The organism is Gibbsiella quercinecans (assembly GCF_002291425.1).
GTDB classification, from domain to species: domain Bacteria; phylum Pseudomonadota; class Gammaproteobacteria; order Enterobacterales; family Enterobacteriaceae; genus Gibbsiella; species Gibbsiella quercinecans.
This window is the reverse complement of record NZ_CP014136.1, coordinates 3,322,927-3,340,826: the sequence shown is the minus strand read 5'-3', so window position 1 is coordinate 3,340,826 and position 17,900 is coordinate 3,322,927. Positions and strand designations below refer to the sequence as shown.

Sequence of the window (17,900 nt, the reverse complement as noted above, 5' to 3'; positions counted from 1 at the left end):
TAATTGTTAAGCCCCTTTCAACATATCAAACACCACACGGGCAAAGCCTTTCGCCAGTTCAGGGTTAGAGAGGTACTGAATCATCATCTCCTGCTGGGCATCGTTGCTGTCCATGACGGCATCATCAATGGCTTTCGGGAAATCCCCCAACATCGCCTGCTCGCGTGTATTGTTGGCGATCTGGGTCATCACAGCCTGATTTTCTGACAGCTTGTCGCGCACCGCGAAGGCATAATTAATCATGTCCTTATCGGTGAGATTATCGGTGACGAACAGCTCGTTCAGGCGAGCCAGAATATTCGACAGAAACTCTTCTTTTTTGTCCTTTGGCTTCGCCGTACCCACATCATTACCCGGTTTGATTTTGTATTCTTCAGCATCTTCCTGCAGCTTAAGGTGCTGTTCGTGGAGCTTCGATAAACGGTAATGGCTCATCTCCACGTTGCTTAAATCAATCTCATCTTCTTCGATACGCTGCTCATGCAGCAACGGGCGCAGGTGACGCGCAAACAGGCTCAGCTTTTCTAAGTTTTTGTCATCGTAATCCACGAGTTGCGACATAAACTCGTAAAAACGGACAAAGCTGCCGAGATCTTTCTTGAAGATATCCAGTTTGCTTTTTTCTTTCTCGCAGTCCTTAAAGGTATTTTCCGCATTAGTGATCAACACTACATCGCCGGTCTTTCTGGTACGTTCCAGCATCTCTTTAGCCAGTACATAGGCATCAATTGCCGACGAATAACGTTGCTTCCAGCGCTCCACCGCAGGTTTGCAGATATTACTGATGGCCGCATTCGATTTGTTTTTGTTGAAGAACGCCTCGCAGAATTGCTCCACTTCGCTCCACAGGAAAATACCGCTGGTACGCAGTTTTTCAAACAGCTCAAAGACCTGCTGCGGGTCACTGACATCGGTCAGTTCCGCCGTCTGGTAATACGGCTGGAAAGCCCCCAGAATATCGTCCGGCTCGTTATAAAAATCGAGCACAAAGGTGCCTGCCTGTGCTTTGCCAGGATAGGTGCGATTCAGGCGCGATAACGTTTGCACACACTCCACTCCACCCAACGCTTTATCGACATACATGGCGCACAGCTTGGGCTGATCAAAACCTGTCTGGAATTTGTTGGCCACCAGCATGACCTGATAGTCATCGGTATCGAACGCTTTGCGCATATCTCGGCCTTTCAGCCCGGGGTTCATATTGATTTCAGTAAACTTCTGGTTGAGCAGCGCCAGGCTATTGTGGTCATCTTCATGGAACTCCACTTCACCGGAGAACGCCACCATTGCGCTGATCTTGTCGTACTTTTTATCGGTGATGTATTTATCAAACGCTAGCTTGTAGCGCACCGCCGCTTTTCGTGAGCTGGTGACAACCATCGCTTTGGCCTGCCCACCCAGCAGATGCATCACATGCTTGCGGAAGTGCTCGACAATCACTTTCACTTTCTGCGAAACATTATGATCGTGCAGCGTGACCCACTGATTCAATTTGATCTTAGCTTTTTTACTGTCCACTTCCCGGTCAGGGTCGCCCAGCTTTTGTAGTAGTTTATAAGCCACTTTGTAGTTGGTGTAGTTCTTCAGCACATCGAGAATAAAGCCCTCTTCGATGGCCTGACGCATGGAATAAACGTGGAACGCTTCCGGCTTATTGGTTTTTGAAGCCGGTTCAAGCGGGTTAGGCCGACGGCCAAACAGCTCCAGGGTTTTGGCTTTCGGTGTCGCGGTAAAAGCATAGTAGTTAAGGTTATTGCTGCCTTTACGCGCGGCGACGGTGGCATCCAGAATATCTTCTGAAGACATCACCGCATCGTCATCCGTCTCTTCGGTCATCAGCACTTCTTTCAGCTGACGCGCCGTTGACCCACTTTGCGAGGAGTGCGCTTCGTCGGCAATGACCGCATATTTACGCAGTTTGAGGCTGACGCTGTTTTCAATCGCCTTCAATACAAACGGGAAAGTCTGAATGGTGACGATAATAATCGGCTGCGAGTTTTCCAGCGCAAAGGCAAGCTTGTCCGATTTAGAACCATCACCTTCTTTATTGTTAATACGCCCAACAACGCCATCCTGATGCTCAAACTGATAGATAGTGTCCTGCAACTGATCGTCGAGCACGGTACGATCCGTCACCACAATCACCGAATGGAACTGCTTCTCGCCTTTCTCATCGTACAGGCGGGAAAGCTGATGGGCCGTCCAAGCGATGGAGTTGGATTTACCCGACCCTGCGCTGTGCTGAATCAGGTATTTATTGCCGGTGCCTTCCACCGTAGCGGCAGTGATCAACTTGTTCACCACATCCCACTGATGATAGCGCGGGAAGATCAGGCTCTCTTTTTTGTACTTCAGGCCATTCCAGTCTTCTTTTTCTTCGATTTGCAGATGCACAAAGTTGGCGAGAATTTTCAGCAGATTGTCCCGCAGCAGCACCTCATTCCACAGGTAGCTGGTGGCATAGTCGTTTTCGTCTTCCGGGATGTCGTTCCCCGCACCGCCGTCATGGGTGCCTTTGTTAAACGGCAGGAAGAAGGTTTTATCACCATCGAGTCTGGTGGCCATAAAGACTTCGTACTGGCTGACGGCAAAGTGCACCAGCGCCCCGCGTTTGAAGGTCAGTAGCGGCTCGGGTTTATTGGTGCCTGGGTCCTTCGGCAAACGCGTTTTCTTATATTGGGTGATAGCGTTTTGCACCGTCTGCTTAAACTCTGACTTCAGTTCCATCGTGGCCACCGGCAGGCCATTTACAAACAGCACCAGATCGATACGCCATTTTTTGGTTTTTATGCCCGACTCTTCAAACACATCTTTCGAGGCGTGTGGGCTGTAAACCAGCTCCGGCACAATGCGGCAGATATTCTGCTGATAGCGCGCAAGGGTTTCCGGGTTGAGGTTATGCTCCGGTTTGAACTGGCACAGGGAAAAACGGGCGTTATGGCTTTTTATGCCATGCCGCAGCACGCCGAGGGTGCCGTAGGTGCGCGACAGCATGTCGGTGGCGTTGATATCCGCTTTTTTAAGCTGCGCCACCAGCGCATCGAGGAAATGACGCTCGGTATCAGTAGGGTAAATTTTGGCAAACTTCTCCCATTCCTGCGGCTGCGTGGTCTGCACAAAGGTCAGGGCATCCTGCGAGTACAGCGCACGTTCACGATCGTAGCCGTCCGTTTTGCCACGAACCCAGCCTCGAACGATCATCTGAGCGATCATTTCATCCTGGAAGATCAGCTCTTTGGTGCTGTCCATGCTCATGCGGTAGCCTCCTGTGGTTCCTCAACGTCCTGCGTGTCGGGGGTAACCCAGTCGCGGACGTCAATTTTGCCGGTGACGGCGGCGGAGATTAAGGCGGTTCGGCGTTCTTGGAGGTATTTTATTTGCTCCTCACCAAGTAGTTGAAGCTGATCAAATTTCTCGGAGATATTATCTAATAATTCGGCAATTTTTTCCTGTTCATCCACTGGAGGGATAACTACTGGCATCATCTTTAATAAGTCCTGACTAAGTGATGCTCTGGTAATCAGATTCATTTCCTTAGTGAAGAAGATCCTAAGTAGTTGGTTTGAAAAATAATACTTTGAATACTCAACACACAGATCAGAGGATTCAGGGCGAAATCTAATAAGGAAACCGGCAAAACAAGCATTTTCTATGCTTTTAATACAAGCAGATGCAAAACCAATCTCTTCAATTGTTTCTGACGTTCGAGTAAAGAGTACATCACCTCGTAAAAGTGAATATTTTTTTCTATCCTCAGCAGTTGACTGTACCAATCCACTACCGTTATCAGGTAAAACTCTATTTTTATAGGCATCACCATAGCTAACAAATGGAAATCCAGAACCAAATGCTTCGGCTCCAATATTTATTCCATTTTGGCAATCACCTAAATATCTTAATGGTTTGATAGCCCAATGATCCGGCACTTCCCCCAACCACTCAACACCAGAATCTTTCATTGGCACATCAGGGTTTAGCCCTTTGGTAACGGCATGGCTAATCACTGCCTGACATTTTTCTTTCAGCAGTTCAATCAGTTGCTGTTGCTTCTCGATCAGGTTGTCGATTTTTGCGGTTTCGTGATCGAGGAAAAAAGAAATTTTATCCTGTTCATTTCTATCGCAATAACGGATATTTATATTATCCATATCAGATTGATTGAGTTTATCTCGAGTGCTACCTGATATATGTAGGGAAAAATCTGTGCAATTTATTGCATATGCAAGAAATTTAGCATTAGTTAAATCAAGTTTCGGGCGGAGAACATGAACATGGTTATTAGGCCATATCTTTCCAGTAATATGGAAAGCTACATCTTTATTTTTATCAAAAAATGGAGCCCCATCTTCGCCAAGCAAAACCAGTTCCTCATCAAATAAATATGCATTAACATAATCCACAATGTTGTTTGCACCCCAATAAGGAATTACACCTTGCATTTCACCACGCTGGGTTGCATTTAAGGGTATACGGCTTCCATCTAAACATTTTGTCAAATGTTTTAATTTCTTCAACTCCCAATGCGTTGGAATGACCCCAATATTCGAATCCCCAGAATCCTTATACTCTGGATACGCCTTATACTTAGCCATCAGGAATGCACCTCCTGCAGCAGCTTCATAATCTCGGCGCTGACCGCATCCAGATCGGCATCAATCTCTTCCAGCGGGCGCGGCGGCTGATAGACATAGAAATGGCGGTTAAATGGGATCTCGTACCCCACAATCCCCACCTCGTTATCTTTCGCATCACGCTTATCGGCATTGATCCACGCATCATCCACATGCGGCAGTACTTCTGCTTTGAAGTAGCTCTCAATCAGGTCACTGGTGGACACTGACGGGTTCAGCGGCACGTTCTCGTTATCACGCAGCTCGCCGTCCTGCTCAAACTCAACAACCTTGCCTTTGTACTCAAACGCACCGTACAGCGGCTGAGCAGTTTCTTTCAGCGCTTTCTTCACCACCGGCTCGGCATCCGGGTTTTTAGTGGTGATGGCATCGATAAACTGCTTGTTCTCTTTGGTATCCAGCTTCACGCCTGCGGTTTTGATTGCGCCCTTCAGGGTTAACTGGAACTGATTGAAATCGTTGCTGATCTGCGTTTTACCGCCAGCCTGTGCGCCCAGAGCCGTCTGAATCTGCTGCGCTTTGGTCATTAACTCGCGCTGTGCCAGCCACAGTTTGCTGTCGAGCAGGTCTTTAATCTGCTTCTCTTTCAGTTCAGCAAATTCTGCCTTGATGATGGCGCGGGCTTCCACTTCAGTCTCTGAAAAATCGCCATAATTATCGTCCTGCCACTGCGCGGCGAACGCTTCATACAGGCGTTCCATCGGCGCGTTAAACGGCTTCGGCGCAAAGCGCAGGCTGGCAATCGCTTCATCCGTCACCTGGGCGGACAAACGCAGCGGTCGCTCAATGGTCAGGCGGCGATAGCCAAAGTCGGTGCTGTTAAAGATTTTGCTAGCGAAGGTTTTCGGCGCTTCGGTTTTAGCTGTGGCGGACTGACGGCCACGGTTAGATTTTTGCTCAGCAGCCTTTTCCAGCCCTAATTCTTCCAGCGGTGTGGCATCCACGATTTCAAAATTACCAAAAGTGCGAGTGATAAGCTTAATATCGTCCTCGCCCATCTGGTTACGTTTAGAGCCTAGCGATTTGCGCATCTTGCCGCACAGGTTGGTACCGTCAATCAGTTGCACTTTGCCTTTACGCACATGTGCTTTCTTGTTTGACAAAATCCAGACATAGGTCGCAATGCCGGTGTTGTAGAACATATCCGTTGGCAGCGCGACGATGCCTTCCAGCAAATCAGCTTCCAGAATGTAGCGACGAATTTCGCTTTCGCCGCTCCCCGCACCACCGGTAAACAGTGGGGAACCGTTAAGGATAATCCCGATACGCCCGCCGTTGTTCACTCTGCCATCCACATTATGGCTGTCGCGCATTTTGCTGATCAGGTGCATCAGGAACAGCAGCGAGCCGTCGGAAACGCGCGGCAGGCCCGGACCAAAACGGCCATTAAAACCTTTCAGCGTGTGTTCGTCGTTAATCTCGCCTTCAATCTTTTTCCAGTCCACACCAAACGGCGGATTAGAGAGCATGTAGTCGAACTGATCCTGCGGCAACTGGTCGTTCGAGAGGGTGTTACCCAGCTTGATGCGGCTGACGTCCTGGCCTTTAATCAGCATGTCGGCTTTACAGATAGCGTAGGATTCCGGGTTAAGCTCCTGACCAAAGGCACGCATCACCGCATTAGGGTTAAGCTCGTGCACATATTCCATACCGGAAGAGAGGAAGCCACCGGTTCCGGCAGTCGGGTCGTAAATGGTGCGGATAATGCCGTCCTGCGACAGGGCTTCATCATCTTCCATAAACACCAGCGAAGTGGTTAAACGCACGATATCACGTGGAGTGAAGTGCTCACCGGCCGTTTCGTTAGAACTTTCCGCAAAACGGCGGATTAACTCTTCAAACACCAGCCCCATTTCATAGTTGGATATCGCTTTTGGGCTCAGATCGGTGGTGGCAAATTTCTTCACCACTTTGTATAGCAGATTGGCGTCTTCCAGCAGGCCGACAAACTCACTGAATTTAAAGTGCTCGAAGATTTCACGCGCATCGGCTGAAAACGCCTGCACGTAGCTTTCCAGGTTGGCTTTGATGTCATTCTGCCCCATCTTGCCAAGGTCCATCGCGGAGGCGTTGAAGAACGTCAGGCCGCTGGCACGTAGCAGAAATTTCTCTTTGGCTTCTTCCGGCAGTGTGCTGTTTTTTAATTCCTCAGCTTTTGCTACAACCGCCTCTTTGGTATCAGCCAATACACACTCAAGACGGCGCAACAGCGTAAAGGGCAGAATTACACGCCCATATTGAGACTGTTTAAAATCACCGCGCAGCAGGTCAGCTACCGACCAGATAAACGCAGCCGTTTGAGAGAAATTAGTGTTAGTCATGAAGCCCTCGGAAGATCTCGTAGCCATAGAGCAACATGCTCAGGCAAAAATTCAGTTTTGGAATGCAGTACGCAAAATAATACCTGCCACAAGGACTATCGCAAACGATACAGAACAAAGAAATGAACAGAGGGTTGAATGATCGCCTTATCTGCGCCCTTGCGGGGGTGACTGGCTACAATTCAACTGATAGGATATGTATTCACCTATCTATTCATCGAGTGATTCAACATGATGCCTACGCGCTCCGACACGATACGCCAGTTGCTCAGCCAGGGGCCAATGCCAGCCAGGCAACTAATTGAAAGATTAAGCATTAGCCAGCCAACGATGTCCCGTGCATTGAGGGTTCTTGGCGATGACGTCGTTCGAATCGGGGCTGGTCCATCTATTCAATACGCCTTACGTGATACCTATCGCGGATTCAGGTCTGCACCTATTTACCGCATCACCGATGAAGGGCGCATTACGTCTCTTGGCGAGCTCATTCCGGTTCGTCCGAACGGATTTGTCATGATGCAGACCGACAACGTGAGTCTCTATAGCGACGGGCTGCCGTGGTGGCTGTTTGACATGCGACCACAAGGATATCTCGGGCGAGCCTACGCATCGGCGTATGCGGCTGAGCTCGGCCTGCCGGCAAATCCAGATGAATGGGCAGACGCAGATGTGGTTAGGGCGTTGCTCGCACACGGTCATGATGCTATCGGCAACCTACTGATAGGGGAGCAGGCACGAGACCGTTTCCTGGCGATGCCGGAACCCACCCCAGTTGAGCGCGCCACAACGTACCCCGCGCTGGCGCTGGCGGCTGGTGCCGGTGAGGCGCCAGGATCATCTGCAGGAGGTGAACAGCCGAAATTCTGCACCTATACAGAACGTGGTCATGTGTTAGTGAAATTCTCGGCCCCGGACGATAACCCGGTTAGCGAACGCTGGCGCGACCTTCTGCTGGCCGAACACCTGGCGCTGAGGATGCTTGGTGTGGAAACAGAGGTATTTGATTTTGGTGGCCAGCGATTCCTTGAGGTACCCCGATTCGATCGCGTTGACCAACTGGGGCGTATCGGCGTCTTCTCGCTGCGGGCACTTGATGCGGAGTTTGTTGGCAATGCCAGAGCCTCCTGGCCTGTTCTGGTCAAGAACCTTATTACGCAGGGGCATGTCCATCCTGAGGCCGCCGCCGGCAGCGCTCGGCTTTGGGCATTCGGAGCGCTGATCGGCAATACCGACATGCACCACGGTAACCTGTCGTTCATCAGTCGCCACGGTCGCCCATATCACCTCGCGCCGGCCTACGACATTCTACCTATGGGGTTTGCTCCCAGAACGGGTGGCGCAATCGTAAACGAGCTTCGACCAGCATCACTGCCGGAAGTGATCAGCGGGGATACCTGGAGGGAAGCGCTAAACTTGGCTGAGAACTTCTTTGCTATAGCCAGCGGTTGCGACCGCTTCTCCGCCAGGTTCGCCCCATGCCTTGAGGCATTACATCGCCACCTTGACGAGGCCAGATCGCGCATCGCCCGCCTGGAATAAAAGACATATTCAACTTTACTGATTCTCACATTTTTCAGACTTATATAATTCCAGGCATACCGGTATATAAACGGTGTAGCTTCAAGTAATAGGTCAATTTCTCCATCAGCAGGGGTGGCATATCTGAGCTGATGGTCTTACTGATAATGTGCTCGGACCTTACCTTGATGCACTGTTTACTGCCGATGTAAATGCCTTGTAACAGTCAATTGACGAGCAAGTGGTGAAGTTGCGGTTCAACCCGCCACCGCTGTTTTACTCACAACCAAATACCCCAAATGAGGTATTCCCGTGTTCAAGTGTATCTTGATACACTTACCTTATTGTTACGTTATAACATACTCATTGCTATCTCTTCTGCCGATGCCTATCGCAGGCCGGGCGAGATAACGGCTACCCAATGTTGCCAGGGAGTGAGGCCCAGGCAAGTAGTATGCTGCGCGATAGAGTACACGTAGGCATCAGCGCAGCCAGGCAGAGCCTGAAAAACAGCAACATTTATCTGGCGCGGAAATGCGGAAAATAAGCCATATAAATAAACGGGTTAATTACGGCTACGAAAAAACATTCATGGTATTTATAACTGAAAGAAAAACGGTGAGCGAATTCCAGAATTCGCCCCAGCAGGGTAATATTTTTCTCACTTAAGAATAAAATATTATGTTTACTGATCTGCGTATACATCCGCCATTAAAACAGGTTTTCACTCATGATAACTTGCGGTTATATCAGTATGTTAAGAGATATATTTATGCCTTAAAGAAAAGTGAGGAAGATATTAACCAAACGGTTTATTGACGAGCATGACAACGCTAAAACCCTTAATAAAAGCATTGAATTAATCAATAAAAATACAATAAAAACAATGAAATAACAAAACCATTCATGATGGTTATTTATTTTTTACCGCACCAATAAATTTCAATTTAAATATAAAAACAACACCAAATGGTTATTACTTTACTGGCGTTAATCTTGCTATTTTCCGTATTACCCCACGGAGCTATGGCGTTGCAAAATTTATTTTCACCTCGGGAAACGACAACGATGAAATTACCCCTGCTTTTGGTAGCAGTTACTGTTGCAACCAGCCTGGCACCGAATGCTTTTGCTGACACAGCCAAAGAAACACTGGTGGTCACCAGTACAGAGGCAAGCAGCTATCCAGCCGCTTCTGATTCAGGCTTGCTGGCCGTGGGGTCCAGCTCCAGGCTGGAATTAACGGATAAAGAAATACCGCGCCATACCGAAACCATCAGCCAGAAAACCTTCGCGGCGAAAGGTAAACGCACACTGACAGAGATTGTCGAAACCGCCCCAGGGTTATCCGGCACCACCTCCCCCACCCAGTCAAACAGCGTTTCCCTGCGGGGGTTTATGCCAGTCTCCTGGCTTTATGATGGCGTGGAAGTCCCTGGCAGCACCATCCAGGGCGGCGATCCGGTGCATTATGAAAATATCGATGTGCTGTACGGCACGGGTTCGGTCATCAACGGCCTGAGCTCGGCCGGCGGCAGCATTAACCTGATCCCCCGCCGGGCATCGTTCAGCGCACAGCCCGTCGAGCTGGATTACGCCTGGTCAAGCTTCGCCAGCCATCGCGCCCATCTCGGGGCGGGCGGTGCGCTGATAGATAAACTGGCGGCCGGCCGCGTGGATATCAGCGCAGCCAGCATGGGTAGCCAGGTTGAAGGCGATCGCCAGCGCCCGCAGCGGGTAACCGCCGCCCTGCTGCTAACGCCGACCAGCAATACCCAGTTGGCGTTTAACCTTGATCGCATGCTGAGTGACACACATAACCCCTATTTCGGCACGCCGCTGATCGATGGCAAGGTTGATGAGAATTTACGCCACACCAACTACAACAACCTGGAAGACGCATGGATCCGCAGCCAGGCAACATCGTTCCAGGCAACACAGTCATGGTTCGCCACGCCGGAACTGTCGTTTGAAAATAAATTCTATTATTACAAAGGGTTTCGTGAATGGCATAACGCCGAACGTTATTATCCGTCAGCGGCGCAGCCGGGTTATATCACCCGTGATTCCTTCGGGGATATCGCCCATGATGACAAGCTAACGGGCAACCGCACCACGGTTACCCTTGCCAGGCCCCTCGGCGCCATGGAAAACCGTGTGGTGGCCGGCGTGGATTTCAACAAGCGCGAGTTTCAATATTACTCCAACGGCTTTGCTGGCGAAGATACCGTGCCGCTCATCGCCCCACCGAAAACCCCGTTTAGCAGCGGCAATGCCCCGGGCCGCGCCCCTACCCGCCATATCACGCAGAATCAGTATGCGCTGTTTATTGAGGATAAGCTGTACCTCACGGAAGCCTTCGCCCTGCTAGGCCAGGCCCGTTATACCCACCTGGACATGGACTGGAATTTTCAACAGCAAAACCAGAGCGTTAATCATCGCTACAGCTTTCTCACCGTGGCTGTTGGCCCAAGCTGGGACATCACCGAAAACATCACGCTGTACGCCAACTACGCCACGGGTAAAGAACCGGGCAGCGATCTGTTCTTTATCAGCGCGGCGCAAACCGCGCTGCCGCTTACCGCAGTGCAACAGTATGAGGCCGGTGTGAAGGGCAGCTTTTGGGCCAAACGCGGCGAAGTCAAGCTGGCGGTGTATAACCTGCAGAAAAAGAACCTGTATCAACAGGATGCGCTACAGACCGATGTCTGGCACGCGGTCGGCAAACAGACATCTAAAGGCGTCGAGCTAAGCGGTTCACTTCAGCCGCTTAGCGGCTTAACGCTGGCGGGCAACCTAGCCTATACCCATGCCCGCTTTGGTGAGTATCAGCAAGGCACGCAGAACCTTTCCGGCAAAACGCCGCGCTATGTGCCGCAATGGACGGCAAACCTGTCAGGCCGCTACATGGCGACGCAACGCCTGGGCCTTGGCACACAGCTCCACTACGTGGGCAGCAGCTATAACGACGATACCAACAGCAACAAAATGGGCGAATACATCACGGTTGATTTGGCAACGGACTACGTACTGCTGCCAGGCGTTACCGTGGGCGCCCGGGTACGTAACCTCACCGATCGCTTCTATAGCTGGCAACGCACGTATTCCACGCAGAGGCTGATCGCACCGGGCCGCACCTATGAAGCATTCGTCAATATGCGCTTTTAATGATGTGGCATCTGATCTTGTGCATGGCGTTGCTGGCAGCAAGCGCTGCCAGCCCGGCACGTTCTCTGGTGCTGACAAATTGCGGCCAGCAATGGCACTTTGACCGTGTGCCCGAGAGAACGATTGTTTACTCCCATTCCACACTGGAGAACCTGTTGGCCCTGGAGCTGGATGCCTCCATTATCAGCGTGGTCGGGTACAGCAAAGAGCAGGACATTGCGCCTTCTCCATGGACGGCGGCGGCAAAGCTGAAAGCACGCTTTGACAGTGCGCCCTGGTCGGGCGAAGCCTTGCTGGCCGCACGGCCGGATTTCATCTATTCCGGCAGCTTCTATTGGTTCAACAGCCCAGAAACCCCCAACCGGCATCGCCTTGCCGGCTGGGGGATTGCAACCTGGCTTAGCGAGAGCGTCTGCCACGGGCTGCAAAGCGGGCTTCAAACGCCACTGACCTTCGCCGGCATCTTTGCTGAAGTGCGCAACATCGCCCGCATCTATGGCGTTCAGCCACGCGCTGAAAACCTGATCCAGCAACTGCAACGGCAGGTAGACACCGAGCGGCAAAAGGCCCGCCAACTGCCCGCCCAACGCATCCTCTGGTGGTATTCCGGTATCGGCACTCCCTTTGTCGCGGGCAGCCACGGTGCGCCAGCGCTGCTCACCGATGCCATCGGCAGCCAGAACGTCTTCGCCGACAGCCCAGAGCTTTGGCCCGCCATTTCCTGGGAGGTTATCGCCGAGCGGGATCCCGATCTGCTGATCATTGGCGATCTGCGCCGGGCCCAACCGGGCGACAGCGCGCAAGAAAAAATCGCCTTTCTTGAAAACAACCCGTTAACCGCCGGCATGAAGGCCGTGCGGGAGAAACGCTACATCATTTTACCTGGCTACGACATGGATCCCTCCGTCAGATCCATTCTGGCCCTTAAACGCCTGGTATCGCAGATGCGATCATTGACCGAGGAAGATGAAAATGGCTTTTCCAGCCCGTGAGCTACTGAACAATTGGGATGCGCAGCAAAGCGCTTACATTGCACATCGTGAGGCGCGTTTTGCCTCGGTGCTTGACGTATTGGCCATGACGTTTGGCGATGATTTCCACGTCATAGATATTGGCTGCGGCCCAGGCTCCTTCAGCCTGCGTTTACTGAACCGCTTCCCGCTGGCGCGCGTAACGGCGATAGATCTCGATCCGCTGCTGCTGAAGGTGGCCGAAGAAGCCTTGAGCGAACATCGCCAGCGCATTGATTTCATCCGTGCGGATATTGCATCGCCGGCCTGCTTCAGCGCCATCACCGATAAGCCGCAAGCCGTGGTCTCCAGCACCGCCATTCACTGGCTGATGCCGGAGCAGCAGACCGCACTTTACCGCGCCATCGCCCATGTGCTGGCCGCAGGCGGCATCTTCATGAATGCCGATCATCAACGCTTTGATGCGCGTAATCCCCGCCAGCAAGCCCTGGCTGAAATGCACGACAAACACACCCAGCAACAGGCCTGGCAACAGGGGACACCAGACTGGGACACCTGGTTTGATGATGCGCTGAAATACGCCCCGCTACGGGCATTGCATACGGAGCGCGAGCAGGCGTTTGCCGGCAGGCCAATGCCAGAGCCGACCGGCGTTAACTTCCAGCTTGCCATCCTGCAACAGGCGGGCTTTGCCGAGGCGGGCACCGTCTGGCAGTTCCTTGATGACTACGTGATTGCCGGCTGGAAGTAACGTGAACCGGCAATGGTTGAACTCCCTCTCCTTGCGCCTTTGTTGCCTGGCGCTCTGCCTGCTGCTGGCACTCTGTTTGGCAGTGATGCATGGCCCGGTCGTCTTTTCGCTAAAGGACGTGGTAAAGGCGGTTCTGGCAGGATATTGGCAGAGCGATACGGAAGGCACGTTGCATCAACGCATTGTCTGGTCTTTACGGTTGCCCAGAACCTTACTGGCGGCGCTGGCGGGCGCCGCACTGGCGCTCACAGGCACGGTATTGCAATCGCTGACGCGCAACGCACTGACCGATCCCTGGGTGCTGGGGATCTCCTCGGGGGCTGGCGCGGGAGCCGTCGTGGTCATCGCGGCCGGCTGGAGCATTGGCTGGGCGGCGGTTCCCGCCGGCGCCTTCTGCGGCGCAATGATGGCCTTCGCGCTGGTGCTGCTGTTGGCGCGCCGTTCCCTGTCTGGGCAATCAAGCCACGTCGTCTTAACCGGCGTAGCCGTAACGCAATTGCTTTCGGCGTTCACATCGTTAATCACGCTCTGGAAAACCGACGCGGATACCACACGGGGTGTGATGTTCTGGCTATTGGGATCGTTTGCTCAGGCCGACTGGCTGCAGGTCGGCCTTTGCGCACTGGTGCTGGTTGCGGTTTTTCTGCTGTGCGGCTGGCACGCGATCGCGCTGGATGTGCTGTCTTTCGGCAGCGTCACGGCGCAGTCGCTGGGGGTGGCAGTGGGGCCGCTCAGGCTGCTGATGTACTGCCTGACGACACTGCTGACCGCCGTTATTGTTTCCTGCTGCGGCGCCATCGGTTTTATTGGGCTGACGGTGCCGCATATCGCGCGCATCGTCATCGGCCACCGCCATCGCTGGCTGCTGCCGGGTGCGATGCTTTGCGGGGCCATCGTGGCCGTGATGGCGGATACCCTGGCGCGCACGATCTTTGCACCGCGGGAACTGCCGGTTGGGATTTTAACGGCATTGCTGGGCGTGCCGGTGTTCCTGTTGCTGATCGCCCGTAGCCAACCCAGATAATGCCCCCTGGCGCCGGGCTGAATGCCCGGCGATACCGCTTAGCGATACGTCATGGTAAAGGTCGCATTCCCGTTTGCCACCCCAGGCGTAATCGTCGCCAGGGTTTGGTAATAGCGCGCCACCATCGGTATGCTGAACGCACCGGCGGTAGACACCGTACCGGCGCTGAACGCCGTGCCCAGGGTTATCGGGCTGCTGTTGTATAAAAGCTGGATACCCACGCCGGTTGCCGCACTGCTGGAACCCGCCGCGGAGGACAGCGCAAGAACCCCCTGCGCATTGCTCGTATCCTTGGTGCCATCGATTTGAATATTCACTTTGGTGCTGGCGTCGCAGTTTAAATCAACGCTGAAGTTCTTGCTCCCTTCCGCAGGCGTGGAGCCGACCCCGGTAAACAATTGCTTCTTAACATCGCCCATGTTGACCGTGATATTGGTGTTGTTAACCGAGCAGGCAACGGCTTTTACGCTGCCCCCGGTAATGTTGGTGACCAGGCCGTCGAAGTAGCTGCCGGAACTGGTCATAAACTGCATTTTGGCTGCTGTTCCGGTTGCCAGCGCACCGGAGGTGATCGGCCCGGTTTTTATCAACTCAAGCGTCACGGTTGCGGCATCAACAATCGACAACGTCGAACTGGCCGAATAGTTTATCGGCTGGGCCGGGTTGGCATAGTAGGTGCCCGCGCGGTTTACCCTGATCCCCACCCCGGCGAGGTTAGTGGGATAGATATTGTTGCCCAGCGCGGTGCCAGAGCCATAAGCCAGCACAAATTTACGCACATAGGTTGATACAGTACATACAGCCACTTGCTGGGATGTATTTGTGGTGTTCGCCGTGGCGATAACCGAGCCAACGGCCGCATCACGCTGTACCAAAACGCTGCCAAAATTGACGGATTGATTGAGCGGGGTTGCGGTCCCTGTCGTGCAGTTCGCCGCCAGGCTATCGCCGGCGTAGCCTAAAAGCAGAGAAAGCGGTAATAAACAACGCAACAAACCCAAAGCTTTAAAATGACGCATTATCCCTATCCTATTTGCAAGTAGCGGTTAGACGTTGCACGGATGAGGCGTTCTTTTTCTCCGTAGGCAACACAATATCGGCAATACACCGCTGGCTTTCGCCTTCTCCCCAAATGACTTTCAACTTGCTCTTTTCCGGCATCCCACTTAAATAAACCTGGCTATTAGCATCAACGATACCGCTGCTGGCGCTATCCTCCGGCGCGATCAGGCTGACCATGGCGCCAAAGGGGATATTTCCGCCATCGTGTTTTAAGGTCAGCATAATTCGGCTGCCCAAACGCGTTTGGAAATCAGCCAGCACAACGGCCCCCTGCGTTGGGATCACCGTGCGCGTATTGGTATCGATATCAACGTCTTCCGCTAATGTCTCGGTATCAATAGCAATACGGTTTTTGCGGTAGGTGGTCACATACGGCACCACGGTATAGCCACGCCAGTCGGTGTATACCCCGGTATTATTTTGCACGTGTACGCCGGCAGCCCCCGGCGCCCTGACCAATGACAGCGTTTCGCCTAATGCCTGGGACAGGGTTACGCCATACGGGTGAACCAACAGCCCACCTTGCAAGCCATAGTTGATTTGCTGTGAATATTTGTTGTAGTTGTAACCGGCGTTAACTTCGCCATAGGTGCTCTTGTAGCTGGCGGAAGCCAGGCCGCTGGCGCCTGCCCCGCGGTTGCCATAGCTTTGCTGCACGTTATAGCTCAGGTTGTTATCCGCCAGTGTGGTGCCGCTTAGCCCAACCGACTGCTCGGCCTTGCCGTGTTTATCGACGTTGGTGGTTGAGGTTGCCCAGCTGTTTGGCAACCACTTGCTTAATGGGATCTGCACTGCGAAGGAAAATATCTGATCGTTACCGTCGCCGCTCGGCGCTTGCGTATAGCTATAGCTAAGGCTGTAGTTGATGCCGTCATGGCCGAAGTTATATCCGGCGCCCAGGTTGCGTTCATAACCGCTCTGCCGCCAGAAATCCTGCTGATAGCCGGAAATATAAATATTCCCCGCGTCGCCAATGGACTGGCTGACGTTAAGCTGCACACGGCTTCTTTTATTGTAATTCACCCGCCAGGCTTCACCTTTCGTCGCTTCCAACTCATTGGATTCGGTGAAGTCATAATAACCGCTGGTCGAATAGCGATAGCCCGCCAGGGTAAACGAGGTGCCGCTTTCAGCAATATCTTTGGAATATTGAAAACGCAGCGATTGCCCCTGGTGATTGCCTTCGTGCTGCAGCCGGGTGCGCGCCTCGGTGACATCGAAAGACAATGACCCCAGATCGCCAAAGCCGTGGCCCACGCCAAGCAAGAAAGAAAGATAGTCTTTGGAGGATATCTGCCCGGCATACACGGAGGTGTCGCCCGGCAGCCCGTAGATCAAGCTTGCCTGGGTAAAATTGGGCTCCCGGGCGCCGTTCAACAGCGAACGGTATTTACCCACGCTCACGCCATATTTCAACCGGCCTTCACGCTGCATGATCGGCACCGCGGAATAGGGTTGAATGAATTTTCTTTCTTGGCCGCTGGCTTCTTTCACCGTGACTTCAAGGTTGCCGCTCGAGGAGGTGGGGTAAAGATCGCTGATGGCAAAAGCGCCGGGGGTCACGTAAGTCTGATAAATGACATAGCCATTTTGCCGTATCGTCACCTGCGCGTTGCTTTGGGCAATCCCACGCACCACTGGTGCAAAGCCACGCAGGCTGTCAGGCTGCATATTGTCATCCGAAGCCAACTGCACGCCACGGAATTGTACGCTGTCGAAGACATCGCTCGGTGTGTAGGCATCACCGGCGGTAAACTGCCCTTTCACGCGTTCAACGTCATGCTGCACATAGGTGTTGATGCTTTTCCACTGTGAGCCGGAATTGTCGCTATTGATATAGGTCGAGTAATTACGCAGTCGCCATCCCCCCAGGTTCAGGCCGCTGCGCAGGTTAAGATAATAGTTGTTGGTACTATTATTCTCTTCACCGCGGTTTTTCTTATCGTAACGGCTATTCGCCCCGGTGAAGGCATAGTTCAGCATTAACGCATTAATCCCCTGATCCCAGAGTTTGGCATCAACATAGCCACGGGCCTGCTGATCCATAAAAATTTGGGGAACGGTGATGTCCAAACGTTGCTGCCCAAAATTCAGCTTGGCATTGGCATCGGGAATATAGGTGCCAAGGTCGGTGATTTTCTCTTCGCCGGCCAAACCCAGCAGCTTATCGGAAGCCGAGGTGCGCACCCCCAACTGTTTTAATCGGTCCGGTGTAAGTACAGGCTTCAAGCCCTTATCGGTGTCAACGAATGTCACATCCGCCACATCCATAATTTCCCCATTGAGGTAGATATCAACGCGGTAAGTACCGGGTGCCTGCTCCCCTTCCTGGCTAAAATGGTCAAGGCTGACGTTTTGCACGCCGGGGTGATCGCTGTACAACGCATCGGGATTAAAATAGTCTTGAGAGAAAGAATCCGCGGTATAAGTACTAAGAACCACTGAAACAATCAG

At 52.6% G+C, this 17,900-nt stretch carries 10 protein-coding genes; 5 read left to right on the top strand and 5 right to left on the bottom strand.

All coding sequences use genetic code 11. From position 1 onward, the window contains the following. Nucleotides 1–6: 6 nt before the first annotated feature. The 3 genes from ACN28Q_RS15465 to ACN28Q_RS15455 are packed head-to-tail and all read right to left on the bottom strand — an operon-like array spanning nucleotide 7 to nucleotide 6,952. Nucleotides 7–3,255, bottom strand: coding sequence for a type I restriction endonuclease subunit R (locus tag ACN28Q_RS15465; protein WP_095847156.1), 3,249 nt, complete (start codon nucleotides 3,253–3,255; stop codon nucleotides 7–9). Next, nucleotides 3,252–4,592 carry a restriction endonuclease subunit S gene (locus tag ACN28Q_RS15460; protein ID WP_095847155.1) on the bottom strand — a complete coding sequence of 447 codons (1,341 nt, stop codon included), beginning with the start codon at nucleotides 4,590–4,592 and terminating at the stop codon, nucleotides 3,252–3,254. Before ACN28Q_RS15460 ends, ACN28Q_RS15465 begins: the two co-directional genes overlap by 4 nt. After that, nucleotides 4,592–6,952 carry a type I restriction-modification system subunit M gene (locus tag ACN28Q_RS15455; protein ID WP_165907044.1) on the bottom strand — a complete coding sequence of 787 codons (2,361 nt, stop codon included), beginning with the start codon at nucleotides 6,950–6,952 and terminating at the stop codon, nucleotides 4,592–4,594. The genes ACN28Q_RS15460 and ACN28Q_RS15455 overlap by 1 nt, the downstream gene beginning before the upstream one ends. A gap of 234 nt (nucleotides 6,953–7,186) precedes the next feature. On the opposite strand from ACN28Q_RS15455, the gene yjjJ reads away from it, so the two are divergent. The 5 genes from yjjJ to ACN28Q_RS15430 all read left to right on the top strand — a co-directional run bounded on the left by yjjJ (nucleotide 7,187) and on the right by ACN28Q_RS15430 (nucleotide 14,384). Continuing rightward, entirely contained in the window at nucleotides 7,187–8,491 is a 1,305-nt protein-coding gene (gene yjjJ, locus ACN28Q_RS15450) for a type II toxin-antitoxin system HipA family toxin YjjJ (protein ID WP_095849049.1), read from the top strand. A 1,047-nt stretch (nucleotides 8,492–9,538) separates the two neighbouring features. Beyond that, nucleotides 9,539–11,638: a TonB-dependent siderophore receptor gene (locus tag ACN28Q_RS15445; protein ID WP_095847152.1), complete on the top strand. Its 2,100-nt coding sequence runs from the start codon at nucleotides 9,539–9,541 to the stop codon at nucleotides 11,636–11,638. Then, on the top strand, nucleotides 11,638–12,630 hold the full coding sequence (locus tag ACN28Q_RS15440; RefSeq protein ID WP_095847151.1) for an ABC transporter substrate-binding protein: 993 nt from the start codon (nucleotides 11,638–11,640) through the stop codon (nucleotides 12,628–12,630). Before ACN28Q_RS15445 ends, ACN28Q_RS15440 begins: the two co-directional genes overlap by 1 nt. Continuing rightward, nucleotides 12,611–13,360 (top strand): class I SAM-dependent methyltransferase, encoded by a 750-nt coding sequence (locus tag ACN28Q_RS15435; protein WP_095847150.1) that lies wholly within the window; start codon nucleotides 12,611–12,613, stop codon nucleotides 13,358–13,360. The genes ACN28Q_RS15440 and ACN28Q_RS15435 overlap by 20 nt, the downstream gene beginning before the upstream one ends. 1 nt (nucleotide 13,361) lies before the next feature. After that, complete coding sequence (locus ACN28Q_RS15430) at nucleotides 13,362–14,384, top strand: FecCD family ABC transporter permease (protein ID WP_257790435.1); 1,023 nt, start codon at nucleotides 13,362–13,364, stop codon at nucleotides 14,382–14,384. 38 nt (nucleotides 14,385–14,422) lie between these two features. On the opposite strand, the gene ACN28Q_RS15425 is transcribed toward ACN28Q_RS15430, so the two are convergent. After that, on the bottom strand, nucleotides 14,423–15,403 hold the full coding sequence (locus ACN28Q_RS15425) for a fimbrial protein (RefSeq protein WP_095847149.1): 981 nt from the start codon (nucleotides 15,401–15,403) through the stop codon (nucleotides 14,423–14,425). Nucleotides 15,404–15,413: 10 nt separating this feature from the next. Further along, entirely contained in the window at nucleotides 15,414–17,888 is a 2,475-nt protein-coding gene (locus ACN28Q_RS15420) for a fimbria/pilus outer membrane usher protein (protein WP_230469542.1), read from the bottom strand. Between the last annotated feature and the right edge of the window lie 12 nt (nucleotides 17,889–17,900).